Raw genomic sequence first — 26176 nt, forward strand, 5'->3', positions numbered from 1 at the left:
TGAAATCGTGATTTATTTTCATGTTAAAAGAAAAAATATAATCTGATAGACAAAAACACTACCCACTAAACTGAGCCAAACAGGCAGTTGTGTTTTCAATAATCCAACCACCACAGTGACAAAAATGAAATCGGTAAAGTGGATAATCGAATCTGTAGCCATTTCAATGAGCAAGTAAAGAAGTAGACTGACGACGCCTGCATTAATACCGATAACAGCATGACGAATATAGGTCTGATTCATCCACCATGACCAATAAGGTAAAGTTGCAAAAATAAGAAAAAAAGAGGGCAGAAAAATACTGATCGTCGCAATTCCAGCATTCAATACGGGATAATCAGTAATGGGAATTAAAGCGCCTATATAACTTGCAAAACTAAATAACGGACCAGGCATAAGTTGAGCAAAAGCATAGCCTAAATCAAATTTTTCCGCTGAAACTAAATTGCTGGTGACAAAATCCTGATGTAAAAAAGGCAAAATAATATGCCCACCGCCAAACACTAGAGAAGCGGTGCGATAAAAACTTTCAAAAAATGTCACAGCCTGAAAAGCAGCGAAAAATTGAAATAGACAAAATGGCAAAATAAACAGAAGCAGCCAAAAGAAAGTATTCATTTTTTGGGTCAAAGAAACTTGGCTGATGAAAGCCTGATCAACAGATTTTTTCCCCTGAACAAGCGGAGAAAACCGGTTAAAGCCTATTCCTACAAGTGCTGCGATAAAAATGATGAGAATTTGATTGATGGCTAAGTCGAGGGTGTAAAGTAGCAAGGTACAACTCAACATTAGGATGTATTGCCACAGTTGCGTACAAAAACTACGTAACATTTGCCAAAACGCCCAAATGACCACTGCTAATACAACCAATTGAATATTGTGAAAAAATGCTGAAGATATGAATGGAAAAAATGATTGACCTAAAACGGCAATTAAGGTCATGAGTAAGGCAGAAGGTAAGGTAAAACCTAACCATGCCAGAACAGCGCCGTAATAGCCTTTTTTGACATAACCGATAGCCAGCCCGACTTGACTGCTGGTCGGTCCAGGTAATATTTGTGCCAATGCGACCAGTTGAGCATATTCAGCATCATCTAACCAGTTTAATTGTTTCACACAAGTTTGATGAAAAAATACCAAATGTGCAGCAGGACCACCAAATGACAGGCAACCTAGTTTTAAAAACGTAAAAAAAATGGTGTGATAATAAAGTATAGGCATGGTTGCTTTTAGTGAAGGTGAACGGTTTAAAGTGTAATATTTTGAGATGACGGTTTAACGAAACACTACATTTTTGTTTTAAAATTGCGCATACACTAAGCAACGCTTAAAAGGCATACTTAATTTTTTATAGTCGATGATATGTATGAAATATAGCTTTATTGCTTGTACTCTATTTATTTTAGCAGGGTGTCAAAGTATTCCGCAGTCCAGTATTACTAAGGGATCGGTCAGTTTATCTGAATCTACCTTAGCTGAAGCTCAAGTGCATACAGATCGTTTGGACTTTAAAAAATTAAAAAAACAAGAAAAACGTCCCATTGTTGCTTTGGTGCTCGGAAGTGGTGGAGCACGTGGTTATGCTCATATCGGTGTCATTCAAGTCTTAGAACAACACGGTATTCATCCTGATTTTATTGTGGGAACCAGTGCAGGCAGTATTGTGGGTTCCATTTACGCCAGCGGTAAAACAGCAAACGAATTGCGTGATATTGCTTTAAATATGAAAGCCAATGATGTACGAGATGTAAAAATTGATTTAAAAGGTTTCTTTGACGGTAAAAAAGTAGAAAACTATGTCAATGAACAAGTGAATAATACCCCTCTAGAAAAGCTGAAAACGCCCATGTATGTGGTGGCAACGCAATTAAAAGAAGGCAAAAAAGTGGTCTTTAACTATGGGAATACTGGACAGGCTGTACGTGCTTCAGTCTCTATTCCGAGCATGTTTGTTCCCACAAAAATTGGTGAAGATGAATATGTAGATGGCGGCTTGGTGAGTCCTGTACCTGTGGAAGTAGCGCATGATTTAGGTGCAGATATTATAATTGCAGTTGATATTTTGGCACAGCCTATTCACACAGAAACCAGTAATGTATGGGGGTTGTTTAATCAAAATATTAATATTATGCAAAATCATCTAGCCAGAGAAGAATTGCAATATGCAGATGTGATCATTCAACCTGAGTTAAAAGAAAAAGCGCATATTTTCGATGTGAAAAATCGTGAAATTACGATCCAAGCGGGAAGGGATGCTGCACAAAAACAACTCAATGCTATTTTTACTGCTATTGCTCAAAAGAACGATTCATCTCCTGTTAAAACGCGACAACTCACTGCTCAAGATTAATTTAACGTGATCTGATAGAGAGAATTTATGGCAGGCTAGGTCTTTTAAAGGGCTTAAATACTGGATATTTTTGACTACCATGAAAGTATAAAAGTTATCGATGATGTTTATTACCGCGATTTTCATTTTTTGATTCGTTTGTCTGCACTGACTAGAGCTGAAAGTTTATAAATATAGATTTCTGAATGGAAATAAAATTAGTATAAATAATAATGATGGCTTTCTGGCGCAATAAGCCCGCCAAGCGTGTTGAAAAAAGTTATAATCACGGCCAATACTATTGTCTGCTAAAGAGTCTAGAGAAAGCGATGTCCCCATTAGATCAAATTGCTCCAGTATTAGATGACCAGTCTGAATTAACCATGTCTGTTTTAATGACGCCAGATATGGCCAATTTTTCAGGAAATGTGCATGGTGGAACAATTTTAAAGTTATTGGATCAAGTCGCGTACGCTTGTGCTAGCAGATACTCAGGCAGTTATGTGGTGACTTTGTCAGTAGATAAAGTCAATTTTAAAGAACCCATTCATGTGGGTGAGTTGGTCACTTTTTTGGCCAGTGTAAACCATGTAGGACGTACATCCATGGAAATTGGTATTCGTGTAGAAGCACAAAATATTCAAAAACGTACTGTTCGCCATACCAATAGCTGTTATTTCACTATGGTCGCTGTAGATGAAAAAGGCAAACCACAAAAAATTCCGGCACTGGCTTTAGACAATGACTGGAAGCGGTGTCGTTTTGAAGCTGCTGAACAGCGTAAAGTGGCTCGTTTACAAGAGAGTCATCACCCATCTTGCAGTATTTATAAAAAATCATAAGTATTATTCAATATTAAGTAATATTCAAAAATATGGAATCAAGAAATCGCATTTATGCGGTTTTTTTAGTTTTGTAAGATTATTTTTAAATTTTAAATGGATTTAAAAAATAGAATGTCAAAAAAGAAGCTGGATGAGTATTCATCCAGCTTCTAGACTTAATGATTAATTTGCACAAACTAAAGCAAATAATTCATTAAGACTTCATTTTAAAAATTATTGAGCGGCTGATGGCGCTGGTGCTTCTTGTGCAGCTGCTTCTGATGCAGGTTGATTTGAAGAAGGTTGGCCAGCGGCAGATCCAAGATTTGTTGTTTCAGGTTGCTCTTGCGTAGAAACGACCACTTTTTCTTGAGTTTTTTGTTCAGCAGTTGCAGCAAAAGTAGTTGCAGTGGCAAAAGCAAAAGTAGAAGCAAGTAAGATTTGAGTTAATTTCATTTTAGGCATCCTTAATATTCATTAAAAAATTAAACAGTTCATATTTACCATCACATAAACACGAACTGGAGCTCATGCTAAAGTTGTTCGAGTTCAGGATCAATCAAAGCAACAAAGTGAAACAGTTCAATTAACGTGAAAAATACATGTCATGATTTAATGTTAATTTCATGTAACAAATCGCTTTAAAAGTGGACATAAAATGTATGTAGATATTTCTATTTGTGCTTATTGATCATTTTTACTCACCGAGATAAAACAAAAAATTAAAAAAATCAGGTTTATGAGCACTATATTTTTTTCTAAAAATGTAAATATATATTTCATTTTTCAAATTAAAATAGAATTAGTGGTTTAAAAGGTCGCTAAACATATAAATCACAGTTGAGCTGAAGTGGGTCAAAGTAAAAAAGAATTAAAGGATGTGAGCATTGCATTGAGTTCACGTTAAAAAAGACCAAAGTAGTTTAAAATGAGAAAATGCCTGATCGCATTTATCCAATTTTGCTTTATATAAAGCGCTCCTAAAGTTGATAGAGATTAAGTTTTGAAACTCATTCCTGCCATAAAAGCCGTTCCCACCCATATTATTTCTGGATTTTTAGGTGCGGGTAAAACGACATTGTTGAAATATCTACTGACTCAAAAGCCTGAACATGAAGTATGGGCCGTACTGATGAATGAGTTTGGTCAAATTGGTGTAGATCAGCACATGTTGACCCAAACTGAAGGCTATGAAGTGAAAGAATTACTGGGAGGCTGTTTGTGTTGTAGCAGTCAATTGCCAATGCAAATCGCATTGTCCAGATTAATCTCAGAAACTCAGCCAGATCGCTTGTTTATTGAACCGACCGGCCTCGGACATCCAGCGCAACTTTTGGAACAATTGACTGAACCGCATTGGCAGCAAAATATTGCGATGCAGGCTCTCATCACTGTAGTTGATGGCTCACGTTTACATGATGAGGCTTGGAGTAAGCAGAATTTATATACAGATCAGTTAAAAGCGGCACAAATAATGATCATCTCCCATGTGGATAGAATGAAGTCTGTAGATGATCAAGCCTTATATAATTTAAAAAATGAATATCAGGCTTATCAGCAAACATGGCTGATGAGTACGCAAGGCGAAATTACACTTGAACAAATCAATCTACCTTATAGCGGGATCAAACGTAAAATTCAGCCTCTACTTCATTTACAAAAAAAAATAGCGGTTGGGCAGAGTCTGCCTGAGATTAAACAATTGCCTTATCATTATTTTGAAACAGCGCAAGGCTATAGCATTGCAGGTTGGAAGCTGCCAAAACGTTGGCTTTTTGATTTTTATCCTTTATTGGATTTGTTATGTGAGCAACAAAATTGGTTGAGAATCAAAGGTATTTTTTATACCAATCAAGGCTGGAAAACATTTAATTTTAATCCTTCTCAATTTAATTATCAGTCTACTGAAGAAAATATTGATAACCGAATTGAAATTATTGTACAAGACCAGCGAGATTGGCAATTATTTGAAGAACAACTGTTTAAATGTCAGTTGAAGTCTGACTAAATTTAAAAACAGCACAGCAAAAACTGTTTAAATCTTATATGCTAAGCGCCAAATTTGAGGACTTTTTTATGGCGCTTAAAGCGACGATTTATAAGGCTGATTTAAATATCGCCAATATGGATAATCACCAATATGGTGATTATCAATTGACTATGGCTTTGCATCCATCTGAAACTATTGAACGATTGATGGTGCGTATTTTGGCTTATGCACGTTTTGCCGATGATGCTTTGGAATTTACCAAAGATCTATTTGAAACAGATGAACCTGCTTTATGGCAAAAAGACTTAACGGGTCAACTGATCAAATGGATTGAAGTCGGCAGTCCAGACGAAGATAAAGTCAAAAAAGCCAGTGCACGTTGTAAACAAGTTGCGGTAGTCACTTATGGAAATTCAGTAGATGAATGGTATAAGCGCAACAGCAAATTAAAAACTTTAAGCAATGTTCAAGTTTGGAAGCTCTCTACTGCAACCACAGAAGCACTGCCGCAACTGTGTGCACGTACCATGCAGCTTCAGTTAAATGTCATGGACGGTGAATGGACGATCATTGGGGATGATGCACAAGTGTTGGTTGAATGGGAACAATTACAGTAATCTTGATGAGGATGCGGGCTTAGGTTTGCATCCTGCAAGCAAAATTGTTTATGTAAAAACGACAAAAAATACTCATATGCTTAGTAAGATGACTATGGATTTAAGCTTTTTGCATGATTGCTCGCAGAGATTGAACCCAAAAAGCATGATGACCTTATATTTTCATTAGAAGAAAATGATGTAGATGAGCAGTAAGCACTTTTAAGTATTATTCATTTAAGCGAACGTATATAGCTCACAAAAAGTATTACAACGTCTGATGGGGGAGTGGATGAAAATCATCAAAAAATCTCTCTTTCATTTAGTCCATCATAATAGTGATCAGAAACTGCATTTTTAATCCCTTCTGAGTTAAAGCCTAAAAAATCAGTCAATTCGGTTTATAATGAGTTTTAAATTTTATGCCAATCTCAGGTAAATGATCATGACAAACGAACTTGAAATTATTGATTTAAAAGTGGGTGAAGGGAAGGAAGCGGTTAAAGGCGCGCTCATTACCACGCATTATACGGGCTGGTTAGAAGATGGAACTAAGTTTGATTCTTCAATTGACCGTGGCAATTATTTTGAAACAGTGATTGGAACAGGTCGAGTAATCAAAGGTTGGGATCAGGGCATAATGGGCATGAAAGTAGGCGGCAAGCGAAAATTGTTGGTACCTGCACATTTGGCTTATGGCGAACGAAAAATGGGTAAAGTTATTCCAGCAAATTCTAATTTAGTTTTTGAAATTGAGCTATTTGATGTCAAAACACGAGATTAATGGCTGATTAATAAATATCCTACAAGATAAATGGATGTATCTTGTAGATACTGAAAAAAAAAGTTTAAACTTTATTTTTTAAGCGTTACATTAGAAATCAGCTAAGCGTAATTAAAGGATGATTCGCTTTTTGTATAAGATCAATAATTCAATTAATATTACTCAATTTTTTCTTTTTGCCTGTTTATTAATAGTCATGGGCTGTTCACGTGTTTGGGCACTCTACGAACCAGCAACGGATGAATTTTATTTAAATCAACCTTTATTAAACCAAGTTGAATTTACTGAAAAGAGTACATCCCCATTAAAAGGAATGTGGCAGTATTATCCTGAACAATTTATTGTCAATCCCAGTGCTATTTTAAAGTCACAGGCGGTGGCTTTACCGATTTCATTCAAGGAAATTACGGGGAAAAATCAGACTTACGGCACATTTATTGGTCATTTTAAAATCCCTAAAGAATATATCGGTCGTCGTATTGCGGTGTATATTCCCAATCAATATGGTGCTTATCGGATGTATTTAAACGGAGATTTTATTCTTCGTTTAGGTGAAATTTCAGAAAATGCAAAAAATCAAGAAACCGAAAGTGCGCCAAGAATTGCTTATTTTGTATTGGAAAAAGAATATTTTTCTTTAACTTTTCAAGTCTCAAATTTTAATGCTTTGCACGGCGGATTAGAAAATCCGATGCGAATTGGAATTGCAAAAATTATCGCTTTGCAGTTCCAACAATTTATGATGAGTATCGGTTTGATGTGCGGTGCAGTCTTGGGTGTAGGCTTATTTACCCTCATGTTCTCGGTTTTCCAGCGATCTATTGGGCGCAGTAGTGTTCGAGTTTTTGTATTTGGCCTTTTTATTATATTTTTGGCTTTACATAATCTGTTTTCAGCGCCTTATGCGTATACCGCATTTATGAATATTAGTTGGTTATGGGGCGCACGTTTAGAAAGTTTATTTACTTATTTGACTATTGGATTTTTCCTTAGTTATATGTATTTACTGAATTGGCGCTATTTGCACCCAGTGGTGTATGTGCTTGCCATGTTTTTACTTCTGGTCAATATTTTGGTCACGGTATTTACCTTGCCTGAAGTGTTTCAACCGTTGGCATTTTACAGTTCAGTCCTGAGTCTGGTGGTTGTTTCAAATTTTGCCTATGGTTTTTATTTAACGCTTAAACATAAAAAAAACTATTCCACGATCAATGTATGGGCAGTCATTTTACTTTGTGTCACTTTTACACATGACTTTTTATTGACGCTTAATCTGATCGACTCATTCAATCTTTCTTTTATTTCGACCAGTTTTTATGCTTTATTAATTATGTTTCAACAATCCAAAAATTATGCGCGTCATTCTTATCATATTGAGCAGTTAAATAATAACTTAATTGAATTAAACAGTTCTTTGGACCAAAAAGTCCAAGAGCGTACTTCTCAATTAAGTTTATTAAATGAAAAGCTAGAACAGCAAATTCAAATTGATCCATTAACAGGTGCTTTTAACCGCCGAGCTTTAAATATTGAAATACAGAGGTTGTTTACATTTACTCAAAATCATAGCAATAGCACCTTGGCCTTCGCGATGTTAGATGTCGATTTTTTTAAAAATTATAATGATTATTATGGACATTTGAATGGCGATATTGTTTTACAGGATTTGGTTAAAGTCATTCAACAGACCTTACCAGACTCTGCATATGTCGCCCGTTATGGCGGCGAGGAGTTTGCCATTATTTTGCATAATATTCCCACAGTGGTCGTACTTAAAGTGATGCAACAGGTTTTAGATGCAGTGAGAAAAAAACATTTTGAACATTTGAACCGACCTGACCATAAACAATATGTCACTTTAAGCATGGGAGTAGCATGGATGGCACGAGAAAAACCCTATGCCAATATTCATGAATTAATGAAAGCAGCAGATGTTCAATTGTATGTTGCAAAACACGCAGGGCGAGACCAGTATCAACCACGCTCTCCCGAGATATTATAGGGAGCGAATCATTACAATGGGAGCACTCTGATCAGCCAGAAATACTTGCTTTTCAAAGGCATATTTTTGATAAAAAGGTAAGGCAGTTAAAGTGCTATCTACAGTTATTTCTGACCATTTGTGTTGCTGTGCTTGTGCAATAATATGAAAAAGTAATGATTTTCCAATGCCTTGCTGCTGTGATTCGGGTAAAACATAATGTAGTAGAATCTTTCCTTGATCGCTGACTAAAATAAATCCTAAGATATGGTTATTAATGACATGTACCCAACTATCGTTATAATGCATCCATAATAAAATATTAGTCTGAGTGATATTTTCCAAGCAAATCTGTATGTCACTTTCACGGCGCTGATGATCTAAAATACAAGAACGAATACTGGCATGAATCAGTTGAACAACAGTGGGAATATCTTGAATTTGTGCAGTTCTAATCATGGTGAATTATTTTATCAATTTAAGCATGCTATTTGAATGTAATTACATGATTTATAAAATAGCGATCTTGTTGCATTTTTAAGAGTTTTATTTTTCAGAATCAATTCTACTTTTTAAGATTCATTTCAGTTTAATTTGATAAAAATATCATCTGAAATAACGCAATATCATGCTTCTTTAAAAAAAGGAAAGCGCAATGACCCATTGATGGATGATGCGTGATATTGGACAAATAAAATGATTTTTGAGCACCCATCAATGCAAACTCGCTTGCTTTCAACTTTGCTTTCCGCGTCGCTTTCTTTGGCTTTATGGCAAATACCCCATTTGGCTTGGAGTAAGGTGCCAGAACCGTCTGATAATCTGACGGTGATTGGTTATCATGAAATTATTAACAGTAAAAATGCGCTGATTCCGCAATATGCTGTCACCACCCAACAGTTTCAGCAACATATTCTTTGGCTGCAAAAAAATGGCTTCCATTTTATTAGTATTGACCAGTTGATTCAGGCACATCAAGGCAAATACCATTTACCTCAAAAACCAGTTTTATTAACGGTGGATGATGGTTATGCTTCTTTTTATCAAAATGCCTATCCGATTGTAAAAGCCAATAAAATTCCAGTGGTATTGGCAGTAGTGGGTTCATGGCTACAGCCCAAAGAAGGGCAAAAGGTTGATTTTTCAGGTGAGTCGATTCAACGTAATCAGATGTTGTCTTGGACAGAATTAAAAGAAATGCAAAATAGTGGTTGGGTAGAAATTGCCAGCCATAGTTACGATTTACACCGAGGGATTTTGGCTAATCCACAAGGTAATCTTGAGCCAGCAGCCGTAACGCGCTTATATGATCCTAAAACGGCCAGTTATGAAAATGACATGGCTTATGAGCAGCGTATTAGCCGTGATTTAAAAAAGAACAATGAAATTTTGATCGCACATGGATTGAAATCACCGCGTGTAATGGTATGGCCTTATGGTCACTATAATATGCAAACAGTCAATATTGCTAAAACAGCAGGTATGCCGATTGCCATTAGTCTAGATGATGGTGAAAATTCAGTGAAAAAATCACTGGGCCAACTGAATCGTATTTTGGTTGAAGGGGATATGACTACAGCGGATTTGGCGCAGGAAATTCAAAATCGTCAGCAAAATCTGGGTGACAATAATCGTCCACAAAAAATCATGCATATTGATTTAGATTATATTTATGACAAAGACCCGATACAACAAGAACGTAATTTAGGTCATTTACTTGATCGAATTGTCGCGATGAAGGTCAATACTGTGTATTTACAAGCCTTTTCCGATCCTGATGCGAATGGTTCGGCAGACATGGTGTATTTCCCTAATCATTATTTACCTATGCGTGCAGATTTGTTTAACCGTGTGGCTTGGCAAATTCAGACCCGCACTCCAGTCAGTCGTGTATATGCATGGATGCCATTATTGGCTTGGGAATTACCTGCCGATAATCCAGTATCTCAAGATGTAGTAGAAACGCAGCAAGTACAGAATAATCAACATTTGAATATGGGATATCATCGTCTAAGTCCATTCTCGGCAGATGCTCGTCAGACGATTCGTGGTATTTATCAAGATTTGGCTAAATCAGTGCCTTTTAATGGCATTTTGTTTCACGACGATACTACCTTGTCAGATTATGAAGATGCCAGTCCAGAGGCTATGCAAGCTTATGCCGCTATTGGGTTACCCCGCGATTTGGCATAAATTCGGAGTAGCGAAGCAGACTTACAAAAATGGACTGCTTTTAAAACGCAATATATTGATGATTTTGCAATGCAACTGGCACAGGAGTTACGCCAGTATCATCCATTTTTACTGACAGCACGTAATTTGTATGCGCAAGTGGCTTTAAAACCCTATGCAGAAAATTGGTATTCACAGTCTTTGGAGCAGTCCTTAAATCGTTATGATTTTACTGCAATTATGGCCATGCCCTATATGGAGCAAGCACCGAATAATGATGTTTTTTATCACGATATTTTAAACCGCGTAAAGCAATTTCCAAATGGAATTCATAAAACGGTTTTTGAGTTACAAGCAGTGAATTGGCGCACCAATCAAAAAGTTCCATCAGAAGAAATGGCTGCCACTATTCAGTCTTTATATGAACAGGGTGCAATGCATGTGGCGTATTATCCAGATGATCCGATTCAAGATCATCCTGATCCTCAAATATTACATAAAGCATTTGATTTGAAATCAAACAAACTTATTCCTTAAAGGAATTTCATATGTCAACGCTACACTATTTTTGGCATTCTGCATTGCACTTTGTCTTTTACTATCCATTGTTTATGTCGTATTTATGGATGATTGGCGCGCTTATCTTTTATTGGAACGAAAGACAACTAACACCCTATCAACAACCAGGAATACTTCCATTTTATCCGAAAGTGGCGGTGTTGGTGCCTTGCTTTAATGAAGGTGAGAATGCCGAAGAAACACTAAGTCACGCTTTGGCACTGAATTATCCCCATTTTGAGGTGATTGCAATTAATGATGGCAGTTCAGATCACACCGCAGAAGTTTTAAATCGTCTAGCCAAGCAACATGAAAAATTACGCGTGGTACATTTGGCACAAAATCAGGGCAAAGCCATGGCGTTACAAGCAGGTAGTGTAGTAACGGATGCCGAATATTTACTGGGCATTGATGGCGATGCTTTACTTGATCCACATGCTGCAACGTGGATGCTGAAACATTTTATTGAAGATGAAACGGTGGCAGCCGTTACGGGGAATCCTCGAATTCGCACCCGTTCAACTTTAATTGGACGTATTCAAGTCGGAGAATTCTCATCCATTGTCGGCATGATTAAACGTGCTCAACAAAGTTTTGGACGACTGTTTACCGTCTCTGGCGTGATCACTGCATTTCGTAAAAGTGCTGTGCATGAAGTAGGGTATTGGTCTGCAGATATGTTGACCGAAGACATTGATATTAGTTGGAAATTACAACGTGCTGGCTGGAATATTCAGTTTGAACCCAATGCTTTGGTCTGGATTTTAATGCCAGAAACATTCAACGGCTTGTGGAAGCAACGATTACGCTGGGCGATGGGTGGGGCACAAGTACTCATTAAAAATATTGATGTACTGTTTAAACCTAAACTTAACTTTTTATGGCCACTCATTTTTGAATTAATTTTGACTTTGGTGTGGTCATATTTAATGTTATTTATGTTGCTGGTTTGGTTACTACACTTTATTCCATCGTTGGGAATTACGGGTATTAATTCCCCATTTTTGCCTTACGGAACAGGAATGCTACTTGGTGGAACATGTTTGTTGCAATTTGCGATCAGTCAATGGATGGACAGCCGTTACGAACCAAGATTAGGCAAAAATTATTTTTGGATGATTTGGTATCCATTTGTTTTTTGGCTGATTACACTTTCTGCCAGTATTGTGGCCTTCCCCAAAGTATTATTTCGTGGTCAAGGTCAACGCGCACGATGGGTCAGTCCTGACCGAGGAATGCGTGATCCAACTTTAAATGATGTGAGTATTATCGATGAAAAGTAATCCTTTAATTATTGATTTACGACATTATTTACCTTGGCATAAACGCTATGCATCTAATACCTCGACTGCAATACTGTGGGCTGTTTGGTTACTTCTTTGGCGACCTGTATTGCTGATTGCAGGAATCTTGGGCTTGCAAAAGCAACATGTTTTTTCAGCGTTTGGTTTAGGGATAGAACACGGTATAGGTGCTTTAATCTTGTGTACTGTGATTTTATTGTTATGGTCGAACTATATGCCTGCTTACTGCGTAAAGAAAACAGCGCATAAAACTATTCATGAGTATGGGGATTACTTTAATTTAACTGCACAAGAAATTGAGTATGGTCAGCAACAGAAAGTCTGTGTAATCCATCATGATGAATACGGTAAAATTATTCGAATTGAATCATAATTTTCCACTTTGGCTCATGTTAAAAAAATCCCTCAATATGGATAAAAAATTGGGGATTTTTATTGTATTCATTTTAATTCTTTTATTTTTTTACAATTTAAAACAAGAGCTTGAAGTCTTTAAAAAAGAATATCGAACAACTAAAAAGCCAGAAAATGTATGATTTTTGCTCAAACTGGTTTATATATGATAAAGATAATTACTATTTACGCGTGAGAGTGACGTTATGGTCAAAATACTTTTGTGCTTATGTTTTTTTATTGGATTGATTGTCATTTGGAAAGTGGGTTTTAAAATGTATATTCACCACTATCATCAGCGGCGTAAAACACAGCAAACAGAACCCTCAACTTCCGCTGTTTCATTTTTGAGTAGTGACCTGTCAACACTATCTGAACCACGTCTAGATGAAGTAGAAGAATATGAACAACAACTTTTTGATGATGTCTGTGAGATATTTTTTGAACATCCCCCGACAGATCGGGATTCAGAACAAGCCGTTGTGATACAAGAAAATCTACTCCGAAAATTGCCTGCGAAAACCCAAACACAAATTCGTCGTCTGGATTTAGAAGAATGGTCGATTTATTGGACTTTTTACGATCAGTCCTTGGAATATTATGTCGGGCGTTATGGCGTGTTTTATACGCATGTTGACCGTTTTGGTCAGGAACATAAATTTGAGATTAAGGAAAAATATAGGCAGGTTTAGCTTAGTGACGGTATTGCGCGCAGACCAAAAGATTAATCAATTATATTATTCAATATAAATATTTAAAGTGTATTCATCTGCCTTTACCTACAAGGTTCTAATCGGTTGGGTTTGACCCACTCTCAGCAAAAAAATCTTATTTGCACTCTTCATTAAAATAGTACTTTTTCATTTAAGTGACCGATTTTTTTAAATTTTAATAAAAATATCATCTGGTTAAGTTTTAAACATTAATCATTGGGTATAGATAGCGTGTATTTAAATGCTTTTAAAATACGTTCAATGATCAGAATTAAATTATTGACCTTTGAACTGTGCAGCACGTCGTTGAAGCATAGCCATCACACCTTCTTGTGCATCTTGTGTTTTTAACAAAGGGCTAAGATGCTGGGGTAAACGGGAAAATGCCATTTCAGTGCCGTACTCAGCGGCGTCTTTGGCAGAAGCAAGTGTGGCTTGAACTGCAAGTGGTGCAGCTTGAGCAATATGTCCCGCCAGCTCAAGGGCACGATTGAGTGGTGATTCTGTTGTAATTTCACTGATCAGATTTAAATCGAGTGCTGTTGCTGCATCAAATGCATCGCCTGTAAGTAAGTAGCGCATGGCTTTTGCCCAACCTGCGGCCTGAACAAAACGAATAGTTGCACCGCCAAAAGGTAAAATGCCACGTTGCACTTCCATTTGAGCAAACTGCGTCGTATCTTGTGCAATGACGAGATCGGCATTTAACATCAGTTCGATGCCTGCGGTATAGCAAAAGCCTTGTACTGCAACCACCACAGGTTTTTTACGTACTCGTCCGCTCGTTCCCCAAGGATTAATTTGCATGTCATCAAAAGCAAATATTCCTGTTTCTAATTTGGGCTGCAATTCCACCAAGTCTAGACCTGCAGTAAAATGTTCACCATGTGCAAAAATGACGGCACAACGTAAGTGTGGAAGATCTTCATACTCAGTCAGCGCCAGTGATAAATCATCAATTAAATGGCTATCAAATGCATTTCGCTTAGCAACACGATCAAGGCCAATTAAAAACAAAGACCCACGTATTTCTCGGCTCACTTTCCCTGGATGATCTGACATAGTTATTTTCCTTGGATCATTTTTTCTATTTTTAAGTGATCTTTAGAAAACTGTCAAATGCTGCGTGTTGATTTGAATTTAACCATTAATTTTAAAATTAAAATGGTGATTTTATGAATCTTACAAGATTCAGAATAGAATTAATTTAGCTTGCGTTCAGCGAATTTTTTTTCATAATAACGGCATTCTCTTTATCCATTTGTTGCTTGTTATGTCACCTTTAGAAATTATTGCAGTCATCATTAGTATTATTGGTGTGACATTAACCATTAGACGAAATATGTGGTGTTGGTGGTTTAACTTTGTGGCCTTTGTACTCTATGCCTATTTGTTTTATGAATTTAAGTTATATGGCGAAACTATTTTGCAATTCTTCTTTATGGGGATGAATTTTTATGGTTTCTATCACTGGTTCAAGGGCAAGCAGCAAGACCATGAAATTCGTATTGAACCGATTGCATCCAAAACTGTGATGTTACAAATGGGCTTTGCAGCAATAGGAGGATTAATTTTTGGTTTAATTTTAAAACACTTTACCGATGCTGCTGTACCGATGTTAGATTCTCAATTGGCTGCATTTAGTTTATTGGCAACCTATTGGACCAGTCGTAAACATATTGCGACTTGGGTGTTGTGGGTTTTTGTCGATATTGTTTATGTGGGCATGTTTATTTATAAAGATTTATTTCTGACTGCCGGTTTATATACCGCTTTTGTTGCTTTGGCCGCTTTTGGTTGGTGGCAGTGGCAACAAGTGAAAAAGAAACAGGCACACAGTCATTTTAAAGGCGTTTAAATATTTTGACTCATCATTGGAATTTTGAATATGTTGATTGATTTTATACAATATCAACTTAGACAATTTGAAGAAATGGCTGCAAGGATTCAGGCTGCACCTGAAAAATATATCACTTTTGATTCAGTCTCCGATTTTTACAAAGCTGAATGGTTAAATGACTTTCCGCGAGGAACGACATGGTCAGCAACAGGATTAGATGATGGGGCTGAACAATTTTATGCCATTGTTGAATATCGAACACATTTCTTGAAAATCTCGTGTACCGATAAAATTGAGATCTGTTATGGCGTACATGGCCAATAGTTTAGAATGTGTGGTCAATGACAATAAAGCGAGAATCCAATTAAATAGAGACGAATGAAAATACGCTAGATCATTGAATTTCTCTGTGTTGAGAACTGATGATCAGGATAAGCAATAAAAAGATAAAGGACAAAATTATGGCGCACCGTTTTACGATTAACTCTACCATTCAAGGTGTTTCAATTGACGAGTTTAAACGTCTTGCAGCAAATACAAGTTTACACGAAGCGGTGTGTAAACGTATTCCAGGTGAAAAATTAGAAATTATTGAATCTCAAATTAATGGAAATACCTATACGCTGCGCCGTGCTTATAATTTAGATGTGAATATTCCAGATATTGCAAAAAAGCTCCTGAAAGATGCCTTTCGTTTAAAACGTACAGATATTACTGATTTGCAGGCATTAAGTTCTACAATAGAATTGGGTGCAAATTTACCTTTGGAAGCGAACTGCGAACGCTCTGTAACAGGAGATGACCAACAAATTCATATCACTTTAAATTGGCAAGTCAAAGTTAAAGTGCCTTTGGTGGCCGGTATGTTGGAAAAACATGCGGAAGGCGAGATTCGTAAATTTAGTGATGTTGAAATCCAGATTGTTGAAGATGAACTAAAGAAAAATCTCAGCGTATAATCTTTAAATTTTTTTAATTCAATCATGTCCGTTCATGCCACTATGTACGGGCATTTTTTTTTATAATTTTTCATTATTTTATAATTGAAATTATTTCATTGAAAAGCATTTCAATTGATTTAAATCGACTTATGAATAGATGGATGATTAAAATATTCTTATAAAAATATTTAAAGGCGAATAAAATAAGGGAATAAGGAGAACAGTACACCAAGGCCTGATAACCATAAAGTAGTGTCAATAAAATAAGAATAGACCATCAGCAGTAGACCACAGACCAAAGGCACCATTTTTTTTTGCTTTTTGCCATATAAGAAATAGCCTAAGCCTATAAAGCTAAAAATTAAACCGAGCAAAAGTTGAGTGGTATTCATATTGATTATGTTTATATAGCATTGGACTGATTATAAAGTAGAAGATTAAATTTAGCTTAAATAATGAAGGTTTTGGGATAAAGAACCGAACTTTTGAAGTTTAAAGTACATTTGCTTTTATTTAAATTTAAAATATATGACTTAAAGTCTAGGAAAAAATATGAGTGCAATTTTAGCTGTAGCCCGACGTGGTGAAGTGATTTTAACGTTAAAAGCTGCATCTGTTACGACCTTGGAATTAAACAGCGTATGGTTAAATGAGTTGGCAACAGCCATGCAAGCCACCATGCTGGAACGTAATGGTGTCGGAATTGCCGCACCGCAGGTCTATGTATCTAAACGTTTGATTATCATGGCTTCACGTCCAAACTTACGTTATCCCGATGCACCTGATATGGATGCTGTGGTCATGGTGAATCCTGAAATATTGGAAAAATCTGTAGAAACAATTATAGGTGAAGAAGGTTGTTTAAGTGTGCCTGATAAACGTGGACAAGTAGTACGGGCAGAAATGGTGAGAGTGAAATACTTAACGTTGCAAGGTAAGTTAGTTGAAACAGTCTTTCGTGGTTTTCCTGCACGGATTGTGCAACATGAGGTGGATCATTTAGATGGCGTGTTGTTTGTGGAAAGAATAGAGCATTAATTGGGTAGTTTTTTGAATGAGTACGAACGAGTCCGAATGTAGCCGGTAGATTTAAAAATAGAGTTGTCATGAATACGAATAGTTTGGAAATGAAAAAACCCTCACTTGGAGGGGTTTATTGAGAAATTGATTTATTTAAATATCAATTGAATCATCTAAATTTGGCATTAACCAACGCTTCGCTTCATCCATCGACCAGCCTTTGCGCTCTGCATAACTGTCTAACTGATCTTGCGCAATCTTACCGACATTAAAATATTCAGATTGGGGGTTGCTGTAATAGAAACCGCTCACGCTCGAAGGTGGCCACATTGCAAAGCTCGAAGTAAGTTCCGTACCAATGGCATTGGTTGAATCTAACCAGCTAAATAATGTCGCTTTTTCAGAATGTTCAGGGCATGCAGGGTAACCTGGAGCAGGACGAATTCCGACGTACTTCTCTTTAATCAAATCTTCATTTGACAGTTGTTCTGCTGCTTGATACCCCCAGAACTCTTTACGAATACGTTCGTGCAAATGCTCAGCAAAAGCTTCTGCAAAACGGTCACCCAAAGACTGCGCTAAAATTGCAGAATAATCATCGCCTTTGGCTTTGTATTCATGTGCCATTTCTTCTGCACCGAAAATTGAAACTGTAAAGCCACCTAAGTAATCATCAAGGCTTGTCTCTTCAGGGGCAATAAAATCGGCTAATGAGAAGTTTGGTTTTTTAGAGACTTTGTCTGACTGTTGACGGGTATGTTCAAATTTATGCGTTACGCTTTGATTTTCATCATAAATAGACACCGTATCTGCATCAGTGCGTTTTGCAGGTGCGAGGCTAAATACTGCACGTGCATCAAAACGATTATTTTCGACAATATCTTTTAGCATGATCTGTGCTTGTTCATACAAATCAGTTGCTGCTTCTCCGACGACATCATCGGTTAGAATAGCAGGGAACTTGCCTGCCAAACTCCACGAAATAAAGAACGGTGTCCAGTCAAAATAAGGGACTAACGTCGCTAGCGGATAATTTTTCAGGATGTGCTGACCAAGCACGTTTGGTTTAGGTGGCACATAGTTTGTCCAGTCAATTTTCACGCCATTGGCAATAGATTCTGGATAAGATAATTTCGCTGCTTTGGGTTGTTTGTTAGCAATACGTTCACGAACTTTGGCATATTCTTCACGGTAACCTTTAATGAATTCAGGCTTCATTTCAGGTGACAGCAGGGACGTTGCCACACCGACTGCACGAGATGCATCAGCGACATAAATGACGGCATCATTTGAATATTGCGGATCAATTTTAACCGCAGTATGTGCTTTCGATGTGGTTGCACCACCAATCATCAATGGAATATGGAAACCTTTGCGCTGCATTTCTTTGGCAACAAATACCATTTCATCTAAAGATGGCGTGATGAGACCAGATAAACCAATAATATCGACTTTTTCATCAATGGCAGTTTGTAGAATTTTTTCCGCCGGCACCATCACGCCAAGGTCAACAATGTCATAGCCATTACAACCCAAAACAACGCCTACAATATTTTTACCAATATCGTGTACATCGCCTTTTACCGTTGCCATCAAGATTTTACCCTTGGTTTGACCTTCTTCTTTTTCTGCTTCGATGTACGGGTTCAGCCAAGCCACGGCTTGTTTCATCACACGTGCCGATTTCACTACTTGTGGCAAGAACATTTTACCTGCGCCAAACAAATCACCTACCACATTCATGCCAGACATGAGTGGCCCTTCAATCACATCTAAAGGTCGGGTTGATTTTAAACGTGCTTCTTCAGTATCGATATCAATATAAGCGGTAATACCTTTGACTAAGGCATATTCAAGGCGTTTTTCAACAGGTTGATCACGCCATTCAAGATTTTCAGCTTCACGTTGTGCGCCGCCTTTACCACGGTATTGTTCAGCAACTTCAAGTAGCTTTTCTGTAGCATCTTGACCACTTTCACCTTGGTTTTGGTTAAGAACAACATTTTCAACGGCTGCTTTTAATTCTTTCGGAATATCATCATAAATAGCAAGTTGTCCTGCATTTACAATGCCCATGGTCATGCCTTGTTGAATGGCGTGGTAAAGGAATACGGCATGAATCGCTTCACGGACAGGCTCATTACCACGGAATGAGAACGATACGTTCGAGACACCACCAGAAATCATCGCATGGGGAAGGTTTTGTTTAATCCAACCTGTTGCTTCAATGAAATCAACCGCGTAGTTATTGTGTTCTTCAATACCCGTTGCCACAGCAAACACGTTCGGGTCGAAAATAATATCTTCAGCAGGGAAGCCAACATCGTTCACTAAAACATCATATGAACGCTTACAAATTTCTCGTTTACGCGCTGCTGTATCGGCTTGACCAGCTTCATCAAAAGCCATAACAATAACTGCAGCACCATACTGACGGCATAAACGTGCTTTTTCGACAAACTCGTCATAACCTTCTTTTAGAGAAATAGAGTTAACGACAGGTTTACCTTGAACGCATTTCAAGCCTGCTTCAATAATTTCCCACTTTGATGAGTCAATCATGATTGGAACACGGGAAATGTCGGGTTCAGATGCAATCAGATTCAAGAACGTGACCATTGCTGCTTGTGAATCCAACATGCCTTCATCCATGTTGATGTCGACAATTTGCGCGCCACCTTGAACTTGGTCTAAGGCAACCTCTAAAGCTTCGGTATAATTTTCTTCACGAATTAAACGTGCGAATTTTTTTGAACCTGTAACGTTGGTACGCTCACCGACATTCACAAACAATGAATCTTTGGTGATGTTAAATGGCTCTAAACCTGAAAGACGACAAGCGGGTTCAATATTTGGAATTTGACGGGGTGCAATATCTTTGACAGCATTATAAATAGCACGAATATGATCTGGCGTTGTACCACAGCAACCACCTGTGATATTGATTAGACCACTTTCTGCAAATTCTTTTAAGAATGCCGCAGTTTCTTCAGGGGTTTCATCATAACCACCGAAAGCATTCGGTAAGCCTGCATTAGGATGTGCTGAAATAAAGGTATTGGCCACATCACCCACTGTTTTTACGTGTGGACGCATGGCATCTGCACCTAGAGCACAGTTAAAACCAATCGAGAGTAAATCGCCGTGACGTACAGAGTTCCAGAAAGCTTCAGCCGTTTGACCCGTTAAAGTACGACCTGAAGCATCGGTAATGGTGCCTGAAATCATCAACGGTAATTCATAACCTAACTGTTTAAAGACTTCTTTGACTGCAAAAATGGCCGCTTTACAGTTCAAAGTATCAAATACAGTTTCAATCAATAAAATATCTGCACCGCCTTCAATCAGCGCGTGTGCTGCTTCAATATAGTTTTCTTTGAGTGCATCAAAAGTCACATTACGAAATGCAGGATCATTGACATTCGGTGAAATTGAGCAAGTACGTGATGTCGGCCCAAGTACACCTGCGACAAAACGAGGTTTGTCAGGGGTTGAATATTTTTTACAGGCTTCTTTGGCAATACGTGCTGCTTCAAAGTTAATCTCATGAACTAAATCTTCCATGTGATAGTCAGACATAGAAACGCGTGTACCATTAAAGCTGTTGGTTTCAATGATATCCGCACCCGCATCTAAGTAATCTTCATGGATACTTTGAATAATGTGTGGTTGGGTCAGCACCAATAAATCGTTATTTCCCTTTAGGTCAGATGCCCAGTCAGCAAAACGCTCACTCCGATAATCTGCTTCTTCTAATTGATGGCGTTGAATCATGGTGCCCATTGCACCATCAATAATTAGAATACGTTTGGCGAGAAGCTCTTTTAAGGTGGCAAGCGTGGACATAAATAATCCCGATCCAGTGGAATATAAAATGGCTGCTATCTTAGCAGAATTACACTGCTTTTGAGGGATATTCAGCCAAATGGGCCGTTTTCCACTTCAAAATAAACGATTACTGCTTTATTTTTCATCGAATTGAAATATGTCAGGACTACTATGATTTAAGTGAGATCAGCAAAAAAATAAGGTAGTTTGCCCATTCATAAATTTTTATATAGATGACTATTTTTGCAATATATCCATGCATGATGATTGAGTTTAAATATTGCAAAGAATAGATTCAAAAAAATATTTCCCAAAATGTATAGGGGAATGACTTAAATTAAGTCAATTTTTTAATAATTGACTTAATATGGCGCACGCTTGTCATATAATTGTCACAATTAAATTGAACAATAAGGGGATATTATTATCCCTTTGAACCGTTTGCATGAATTCTAATATTCCTCCCGTCCAAGATCAGGTTTCATCAGCGCCACTGAAATCGACGAATGTGCATGTGCCTACACCGAAATTTTTTATGCCGGTGTTTTTAACGGTCATTATTGCAACTTTGGTTTACATTGGTTTTCAGCTTTCTGCTGATTTGTCTCATGTTCCAACTTTAAGTTTATATTCTGTTATCTTGCTGGCTACCGCTTTATTCATTGCTTTGGGCTTTGAGTTTGTCAATGGTTTTCACGACACTGCAAATGCAGTGGCGACAGTCATTTATACCAATGCCTTATCTGCACCAGTTGCGGTAATGTGGGCTGGTTTTTGTAATTTTCTTGGGGTCATGGTTGCAAGCGGGGCAGTGGCCTACGGCATTATTGCTTTGTTGCCGGTCGAGTTAATTATGAATGTTAGCTCGGGCGCTGGTTTTGCCATGGTCTTTGCCATGTTGATTGCAGCCATTCTATGGAATTTGGGTACTTGGTTTTTAGGTATTCCTGCTTCAAGTTCACATACTTTAATCGGTTCGATTTTAGGTGTGGGCATCATGAATTATCTTTTAAATTCAGGAGGTGGAGCAAGTGGTGTAGATATGGATCAGGTGATTAAAGTCGGTAAGGCTTTGTTATTTTCACCTTTGATCGGATTTGCTTTTGCTGCGATTGTATTTTTACTGGTTAAAAAAGTCTTTAAAAAACAAGTAGAATTGTTTCAGCCACCTGAAGGTAACAAGCCACCACCACCGATGATCCGCGCGATTCTGATTTTCACTTGTACAGGGGTGAGTTTTGCTCATGGTTCAAATGATGGTCAGAAGGGTATGGGTTTAATTATGTTGATTCTGATTGGTATTGTTCCTCTGGCTTATTCTCTGAATAAAAATCTAGATGCTCAACATATTCAATCTTTTAATCAACTGTCGAATCAGACTGCAGATATTTTGTATGTAAATCATACAGCAATAACCGATGAAACAGCGCGTAATACATTAACCACATATATTCAAACCAAAGAAATTACACCTGAAGTGGTTCCAGCATTGGCCAGTTTAACCGATCATTTGGGTGACCGTGTTGCGCAATATGGTGACTTAAAAGCCATTCCTGAAGCGGAAGTTTCGATTATTCGCAACGATATGTATTTGAGTAGCACAGCATTTAAGCGTTTGGATAAAGCTGAACAACTGCCTGCCATGTCGCAAGACCAGGGCAAAGCGATTAAAGAATATCGTAGTAAATTAGATTCTTTCCTGCAATATATTCCAACTTGGGTGAAGGTTGCAGTCGCTCTAGCATTGGGCTTAGGCACAATGGTCGGCTGGAAGCGCATTGTGGTCACAGTGGGTGAGCGTATTGGTAAAAATCACATGACTTATGGTCAGGGCATGTCAGCAGAATTGGTCGCGATGACCACCATTGCGGCTGCAGATGGTTTTGGTATGCCAGTGTCGACCACACATGTATTAAACAGTGCGGTTGCGGGTACGATGGTTGCCAATAAATCGGGGTTGAATTTTGCCACCGTGAAGGTCATTTTGTCCGCTTGGATTTTCACCTTACCTGCCACCATTTGTTTATCGGGTGGTTTGTACTGGTTATTCTTACAGTTTACTTAAAACTTTGTTCAACTAAAATTTGCCATCAAAAAACGCTGCATTTGCAGCGTTTTTAGTTTTAGAAATATTGTAAAAATAAGCTTATTTTTTCTGTTTGCCTATCATTTTATCTAATCGTAATTTTTGATTGGCAAATCCATACAAAGCAGCAAAAGGTAAAGCACTCCGCGCTAAATAAGCAACACGCCATAAGCCCCCATGATTTGCTCCATGCATCATCAGTTCTAAAGGATGATCTAGATGCATTTCAGGATTGGCGACAGATTCAGGATGACGCAAGTCATGAATCCATAAGGCAGCCATTATTGCATTGGTCGTTTCAGGTTCAAATGATTCAACATCAAACAAGCTGGCCCCATTGAAAGCAGCTTTTAATAATGGATTTTTAGTCACCGAATGGGTGGTGGTCGATGGCGCAATATTAATACTGACCCGTTGCCCAGAATGGCGTGCCAAAGTTGCGCGCCATTGTTGGATGCGTTTTGCTAAAGCATAATTTGGTCCTTGTTCGACCACTAGACAGTCTGCAATTCCATACTCTTTGCCATTCTCTGAGGTAATGAGTGTGTGACGATTTTTTTTGAAAAAATACTGCCCAGAAACGGTCGCAATAGTTTTACTGATCATCTGCTGAGTTTTTGAACGTTGTTGAAATTTTTGACGTGATGCTGTGATGACTTCTTTAGGAACGGCATAGACATCGGTGGGTGTGCACATAAACATTAAACTGGTATCAGATTTTTGCTGACTGACATGCTGCATAATGCTGTCCATCGCCATCGAAACACGCACGTGTTTTTCACCATCTAAATACGCAATTGCTGCCAGATCAAGCTGATGTTCATTTTGACTTAACCAATGTGCAATTTCAGGTGTTTGCGTCAATAAATCTGCACCTAATTTTTCTTTCAAAATTGCGGTAGATGTATTTGGACTTAATTTTTCGCTACAAGGCGCGTATAAAGTGGCGTTGCCTTGTTGGATGGTTTTTAAGATTTTGCCCCAAATACGCTGATTGGGCAGATCGACGGCAACAATATTGGCTTTCCATTTGGATAACCAAGTCAGTGGGCCTGCTTCTGAACCCGCTCCAAATAATACCAAAGTACGGTCAGAAAGATTAAACCATTCAGGATGTGATTGCGCAGTTCGTAAAGCATCAGCATGGCTGGGTTCAATAATGCCAGTATCTTCCCAATGCTGAATTTGCGCGAGTAACGCTTGACCTTTTAATTTTTCACCCTTGTAAGGTACATACCATTCAGGTGCAGCATCATTTTCACCTTGAAGTTTAATGGTATATAAATTTTCTATTTTTACATCGTTCATCATATCTTTTAGCAAATAACGTTGACCGTTTCGATAAAAATGAAAACTATGATGTGCTTTATGTAATCCCTGCTTGGCGATAGTAATGGGATGTATACCATTACGAATACCTTGTTCAACCAACATTTTAAAATAAGGAGGGTAACGCTTACGCCAATTTTTTTCAGCTAAGGCTTTTTGAGAGGACTGGTGATCGACCATTGAAAGGGCTTCAGCGATAATTTCTTTTCCAGTTCGAGAGCTACTGGCTTTATGGCTAGAAGAGGGGATTGGAAATTGAAGACCATCGAATGATGTTGGCATGCACAACTCGCAAAAGAGAATAATTAATATACAGACGTATACATTATCTATGCCAAATTCACCAATTGATTGGCATTAAGTGACAAAATGAAGTGAATTAATGTCGGATTTAATTGAAAAAATAAAAGCCTTCAGATGGCATATCCAATCGTGAAGGCTAAAATAATGAGTAAATATAGTTTAACAACGGCCTTTTTTAGCCTGACCCGGTGGACAAAAATCACCTCGGTCATGTGGATGAGAACTGCGATCAGGATCAACAACAATACTGCCGTCACGTGTATGAACAGCACAGGAAGTTAAAGCAAAACTTAGGCATAAACTCGTTAGTAACCCTATTTTTCTCATGACATTATCCTTAATTTATCTTCGCTATGTCATTTATTATATGAAATAAAATTGACTAAAATATATACAGAATTGTTATGTGAATGTTTCAAATTAATCAAAAGATCACTTAAAAATCTGAGTGAAAAATAAATATAAAAAAAGGATTCTATTCATCAGAATCCCAAAAAGTAATTTAAAATCAATTAAAAGGGCAGTTGCATTAGCTGATTGATGAAGTGTGAAACAATACGTGGTTCTAGAATGATGGTCATAATGACACCATAAGCTGCACCCCATAAATGTGCGCTATGATTAATATTGGAGTTACCACGTTTGCCTGACCAAATACTGTAGCTCACATATAAGATAGCAAAAATAATCGCTGGAACAGGAATAAAGAAAACAAAAATCAGTTTCCAGGGTTCAAACAAAATATAAGCGAATAAAACCGCTGATACCGCACCTGAAGCACCTAAACTTGCCCAGCGGTGATCATTTTTATGCTTGAGATAACTGGGAATAATTGCAACAATTAAACCGCCCAAATAGAACAACACAAAACCCAGATCAAAAAAATACTGGCGATAGAAGCTCTCAATGACACTACCAAAAAATAACAAGGTAATCATATTAAAAATAAGATGAGCGCCATCTGCATGAATAAAACCATGGGTGACAAAACGATCATATTGTCCGCGCTGCATTGCCGGTGGCCAAAAAATAAGACGGTTCATGACTTTTTGGTTGGAAAAGGCAATCAGTGAAATAATGACCGTAATCAGAATCAGACTAACAGTATGATTAAAAGGTAAATCGAGCATGAAGTGAAAGTTCAACTTTTCAATATTTATAATTTATAATGCCATTAAAAGTGGG

23 protein-coding genes and 1 pseudogene are annotated in these 26176 nt (G+C 37.7%); 15 read left to right on the forward strand and 9 right to left on the reverse strand.

Annotated features, from left to right (window positions below; translation table 11 throughout):
• Positions 1 to 18: 18 nt before the first annotated feature.
• Positions 19 to 1221, reverse strand: coding sequence for a chromate efflux transporter (gene chrA, locus H0S58_RS03610; protein ID WP_195727166.1), 1203 nt, complete (start codon positions 1219 to 1221; stop codon positions 19 to 21).
• A gap of 136 nt (positions 1222 to 1357) precedes the next feature.
• On the opposite strand from chrA, the gene H0S58_RS03615 reads away from it, so the two are divergent.
• Together H0S58_RS03615 and H0S58_RS03620 are read left to right on the forward strand one after the other, a co-directional pair.
• Entirely contained in the window at positions 1358 to 2350 is a 993-nt protein-coding gene (locus tag H0S58_RS03615) for a patatin-like phospholipase family protein (protein WP_092717244.1), read from the forward strand.
• A gap of 308 nt (positions 2351 to 2658) precedes the next feature.
• Positions 2659 to 3171 (forward strand): acyl-CoA thioesterase, encoded by a 513-nt coding sequence (locus H0S58_RS03620; protein WP_092717525.1) that lies wholly within the window; start codon positions 2659 to 2661, stop codon positions 3169 to 3171.
• Between the two features lie 216 nt (positions 3172 to 3387).
• Here the strand turns inward: H0S58_RS03620 and H0S58_RS03625 are convergent, their stop codons facing one another.
• Positions 3388 to 3609, reverse strand: a complete 222-nt coding sequence (locus H0S58_RS03625) for a hypothetical protein (RefSeq protein WP_053578483.1) — start codon at positions 3607 to 3609, stop codon at positions 3388 to 3390.
• 547 nt (positions 3610 to 4156) lie between these two features.
• On the opposite strand from H0S58_RS03625, the gene H0S58_RS03630 reads away from it, so the two are divergent.
• From H0S58_RS03630 to H0S58_RS03645, 4 genes are all read left to right on the forward strand, one after another.
• Positions 4157 to 5161: a CobW family GTP-binding protein gene (locus H0S58_RS03630; RefSeq protein ID WP_195727167.1), complete on the forward strand. Its 1005-nt coding sequence runs from the start codon at positions 4157 to 4159 to the stop codon at positions 5159 to 5161.
• Between the two features lie 68 nt (positions 5162 to 5229).
• Positions 5230 to 5760 carry a YaeQ family protein gene (locus H0S58_RS03635; protein ID WP_193891742.1) on the forward strand — a complete coding sequence of 177 codons (531 nt, stop codon included), beginning with the start codon at positions 5230 to 5232 and terminating at the stop codon, positions 5758 to 5760.
• A 424-nt stretch (positions 5761 to 6184) separates the two neighbouring features.
• The gene (locus H0S58_RS03640; RefSeq protein WP_053580242.1) at positions 6185 to 6523 is read left to right on the forward strand and encodes an FKBP-type peptidyl-prolyl cis-trans isomerase; all 339 of its coding nucleotides are present in this window, start codon (positions 6185 to 6187) and stop codon (positions 6521 to 6523) included.
• Positions 6524 to 6719: 196 nt separating this feature from the next.
• The gene (locus H0S58_RS03645; RefSeq protein ID WP_195727556.1) at positions 6720 to 8525 is read left to right on the forward strand and encodes a GGDEF domain-containing protein; all 1806 of its coding nucleotides are present in this window, start codon (positions 6720 to 6722) and stop codon (positions 8523 to 8525) included.
• Here the strand turns inward: H0S58_RS03645 and H0S58_RS03650 are convergent.
• Positions 8520 to 8963 carry a GNAT family N-acetyltransferase gene (locus H0S58_RS03650; protein WP_195727168.1) on the reverse strand — a complete coding sequence of 148 codons (444 nt, stop codon included), beginning with the start codon at positions 8961 to 8963 and terminating at the stop codon, positions 8520 to 8522. The genes H0S58_RS03645 and H0S58_RS03650 overlap by 6 nt on opposite strands.
• 258 nt (positions 8964 to 9221) lie before the next feature.
• Between H0S58_RS03650 and pgaB the strand changes: the two are divergent.
• From pgaB to H0S58_RS03670, 4 genes and pseudogenes are all read left to right on the forward strand, one after another.
• Positions 9222 to 11213 (forward strand): annotated as a pseudogene (pgaB, locus tag H0S58_RS03655) (poly-beta-1,6-N-acetyl-D-glucosamine N-deacetylase PgaB).
• A gap of 11 nt (positions 11214 to 11224) precedes the next feature.
• Positions 11225 to 12517, forward strand: a complete 1293-nt coding sequence (pgaC, locus tag H0S58_RS03660) for a poly-beta-1,6-N-acetyl-D-glucosamine synthase (protein WP_195727169.1) — start codon at positions 11225 to 11227, stop codon at positions 12515 to 12517.
• Positions 12507 to 12911: a poly-beta-1,6-N-acetyl-D-glucosamine biosynthesis protein PgaD gene (pgaD, locus tag H0S58_RS03665; RefSeq protein WP_195727170.1), complete on the forward strand. Its 405-nt coding sequence runs from the start codon at positions 12507 to 12509 to the stop codon at positions 12909 to 12911. Before pgaC ends, pgaD begins: the two co-directional genes overlap by 11 nt.
• Positions 12912 to 13137: 226 nt before the next feature.
• Positions 13138 to 13623, forward strand: a complete 486-nt coding sequence (locus tag H0S58_RS03670) for a hypothetical protein (RefSeq protein ID WP_195727171.1) — start codon at positions 13138 to 13140, stop codon at positions 13621 to 13623.
• Between the two features lie 297 nt (positions 13624 to 13920).
• Here H0S58_RS03670 and H0S58_RS03675 read toward each other — a convergent pair whose 3' ends face one another.
• The gene (locus H0S58_RS03675) at positions 13921 to 14706 is read right to left on the reverse strand and encodes a crotonase/enoyl-CoA hydratase family protein (protein ID WP_195727172.1); all 786 of its coding nucleotides are present in this window, start codon (positions 14704 to 14706) and stop codon (positions 13921 to 13923) included.
• 211 nt (positions 14707 to 14917) lie between these two features.
• Between H0S58_RS03675 and pnuC the strand changes: the two genes are divergently transcribed.
• From pnuC to H0S58_RS03690, 3 genes are all read left to right on the forward strand, one after another.
• A complete protein-coding gene (gene pnuC / locus H0S58_RS03680; RefSeq protein WP_195727173.1) occupies positions 14918 to 15502 on the forward strand; it encodes a nicotinamide riboside transporter PnuC in 585 nt (194 codons plus the stop codon).
• A 30-nt stretch (positions 15503 to 15532) separates the two neighbouring features.
• A complete protein-coding gene (locus H0S58_RS03685) occupies positions 15533 to 15808 on the forward strand; it encodes a hypothetical protein (RefSeq protein WP_195727174.1) in 276 nt (91 codons plus the stop codon).
• A 137-nt stretch (positions 15809 to 15945) separates the two neighbouring features.
• On the forward strand, positions 15946 to 16443 hold the full coding sequence (locus tag H0S58_RS03690; RefSeq protein WP_195727175.1) for a DUF2505 family protein: 498 nt from the start codon (positions 15946 to 15948) through the stop codon (positions 16441 to 16443).
• 170 nt (positions 16444 to 16613) lie between these two features.
• Here H0S58_RS03690 and H0S58_RS03695 read toward each other — a convergent pair whose 3' ends face one another.
• Positions 16614 to 16817, reverse strand: coding sequence for an amino acid transport protein (locus H0S58_RS03695; protein ID WP_195727176.1), 204 nt, complete (start codon positions 16815 to 16817; stop codon positions 16614 to 16616).
• A gap of 160 nt (positions 16818 to 16977) precedes the next feature.
• On the opposite strand from H0S58_RS03695, the gene def reads away from it, so the two are divergent.
• A complete protein-coding gene (def, locus tag H0S58_RS03700; RefSeq protein WP_195727177.1) occupies positions 16978 to 17463 on the forward strand; it encodes a peptide deformylase in 486 nt (161 codons plus the stop codon).
• Positions 17464 to 17598: 135 nt separating this feature from the next.
• Here def and metH read toward each other — a convergent pair whose 3' ends face one another.
• Positions 17599 to 21291 (reverse strand): methionine synthase, encoded by a 3693-nt coding sequence (gene metH / locus H0S58_RS03705; RefSeq protein ID WP_195727178.1) that lies wholly within the window; start codon positions 21289 to 21291, stop codon positions 17599 to 17601.
• A gap of 427 nt (positions 21292 to 21718) precedes the next feature.
• On the opposite strand from metH, the gene H0S58_RS03710 reads away from it, so the two are divergent.
• Entirely contained in the window at positions 21719 to 23338 is a 1620-nt protein-coding gene (locus H0S58_RS03710; protein WP_195727179.1) for an inorganic phosphate transporter, read from the forward strand.
• 81 nt (positions 23339 to 23419) lie between these two features.
• Here the strand turns inward: H0S58_RS03710 and H0S58_RS03715 are convergent, their stop codons facing one another.
• The 3 genes from H0S58_RS03715 to H0S58_RS03725 form a co-directional block, all read right to left on the reverse strand.
• Positions 23420 to 24970 (reverse strand): hypothetical protein, encoded by a 1551-nt coding sequence (locus H0S58_RS03715; protein WP_195727180.1) that lies wholly within the window; start codon positions 24968 to 24970, stop codon positions 23420 to 23422.
• 180 nt (positions 24971 to 25150) lie between these two features.
• The gene (locus H0S58_RS03720) at positions 25151 to 25318 is read right to left on the reverse strand and encodes a hypothetical protein (protein WP_195727181.1); all 168 of its coding nucleotides are present in this window, start codon (positions 25316 to 25318) and stop codon (positions 25151 to 25153) included.
• A gap of 185 nt (positions 25319 to 25503) precedes the next feature.
• On the reverse strand, positions 25504 to 26121 hold the full coding sequence (locus H0S58_RS03725) for a rhomboid family intramembrane serine protease (protein WP_195727182.1): 618 nt from the start codon (positions 26119 to 26121) through the stop codon (positions 25504 to 25506).
• Between the last annotated feature and the right edge of the window lie 55 nt (positions 26122 to 26176).

This window comes from Acinetobacter sp. TTH0-4, assembly GCF_015602665.1.
GTDB classification, from domain to species: Bacteria; Pseudomonadota; Gammaproteobacteria; order Pseudomonadales; family Moraxellaceae; genus Acinetobacter; species Acinetobacter albensis.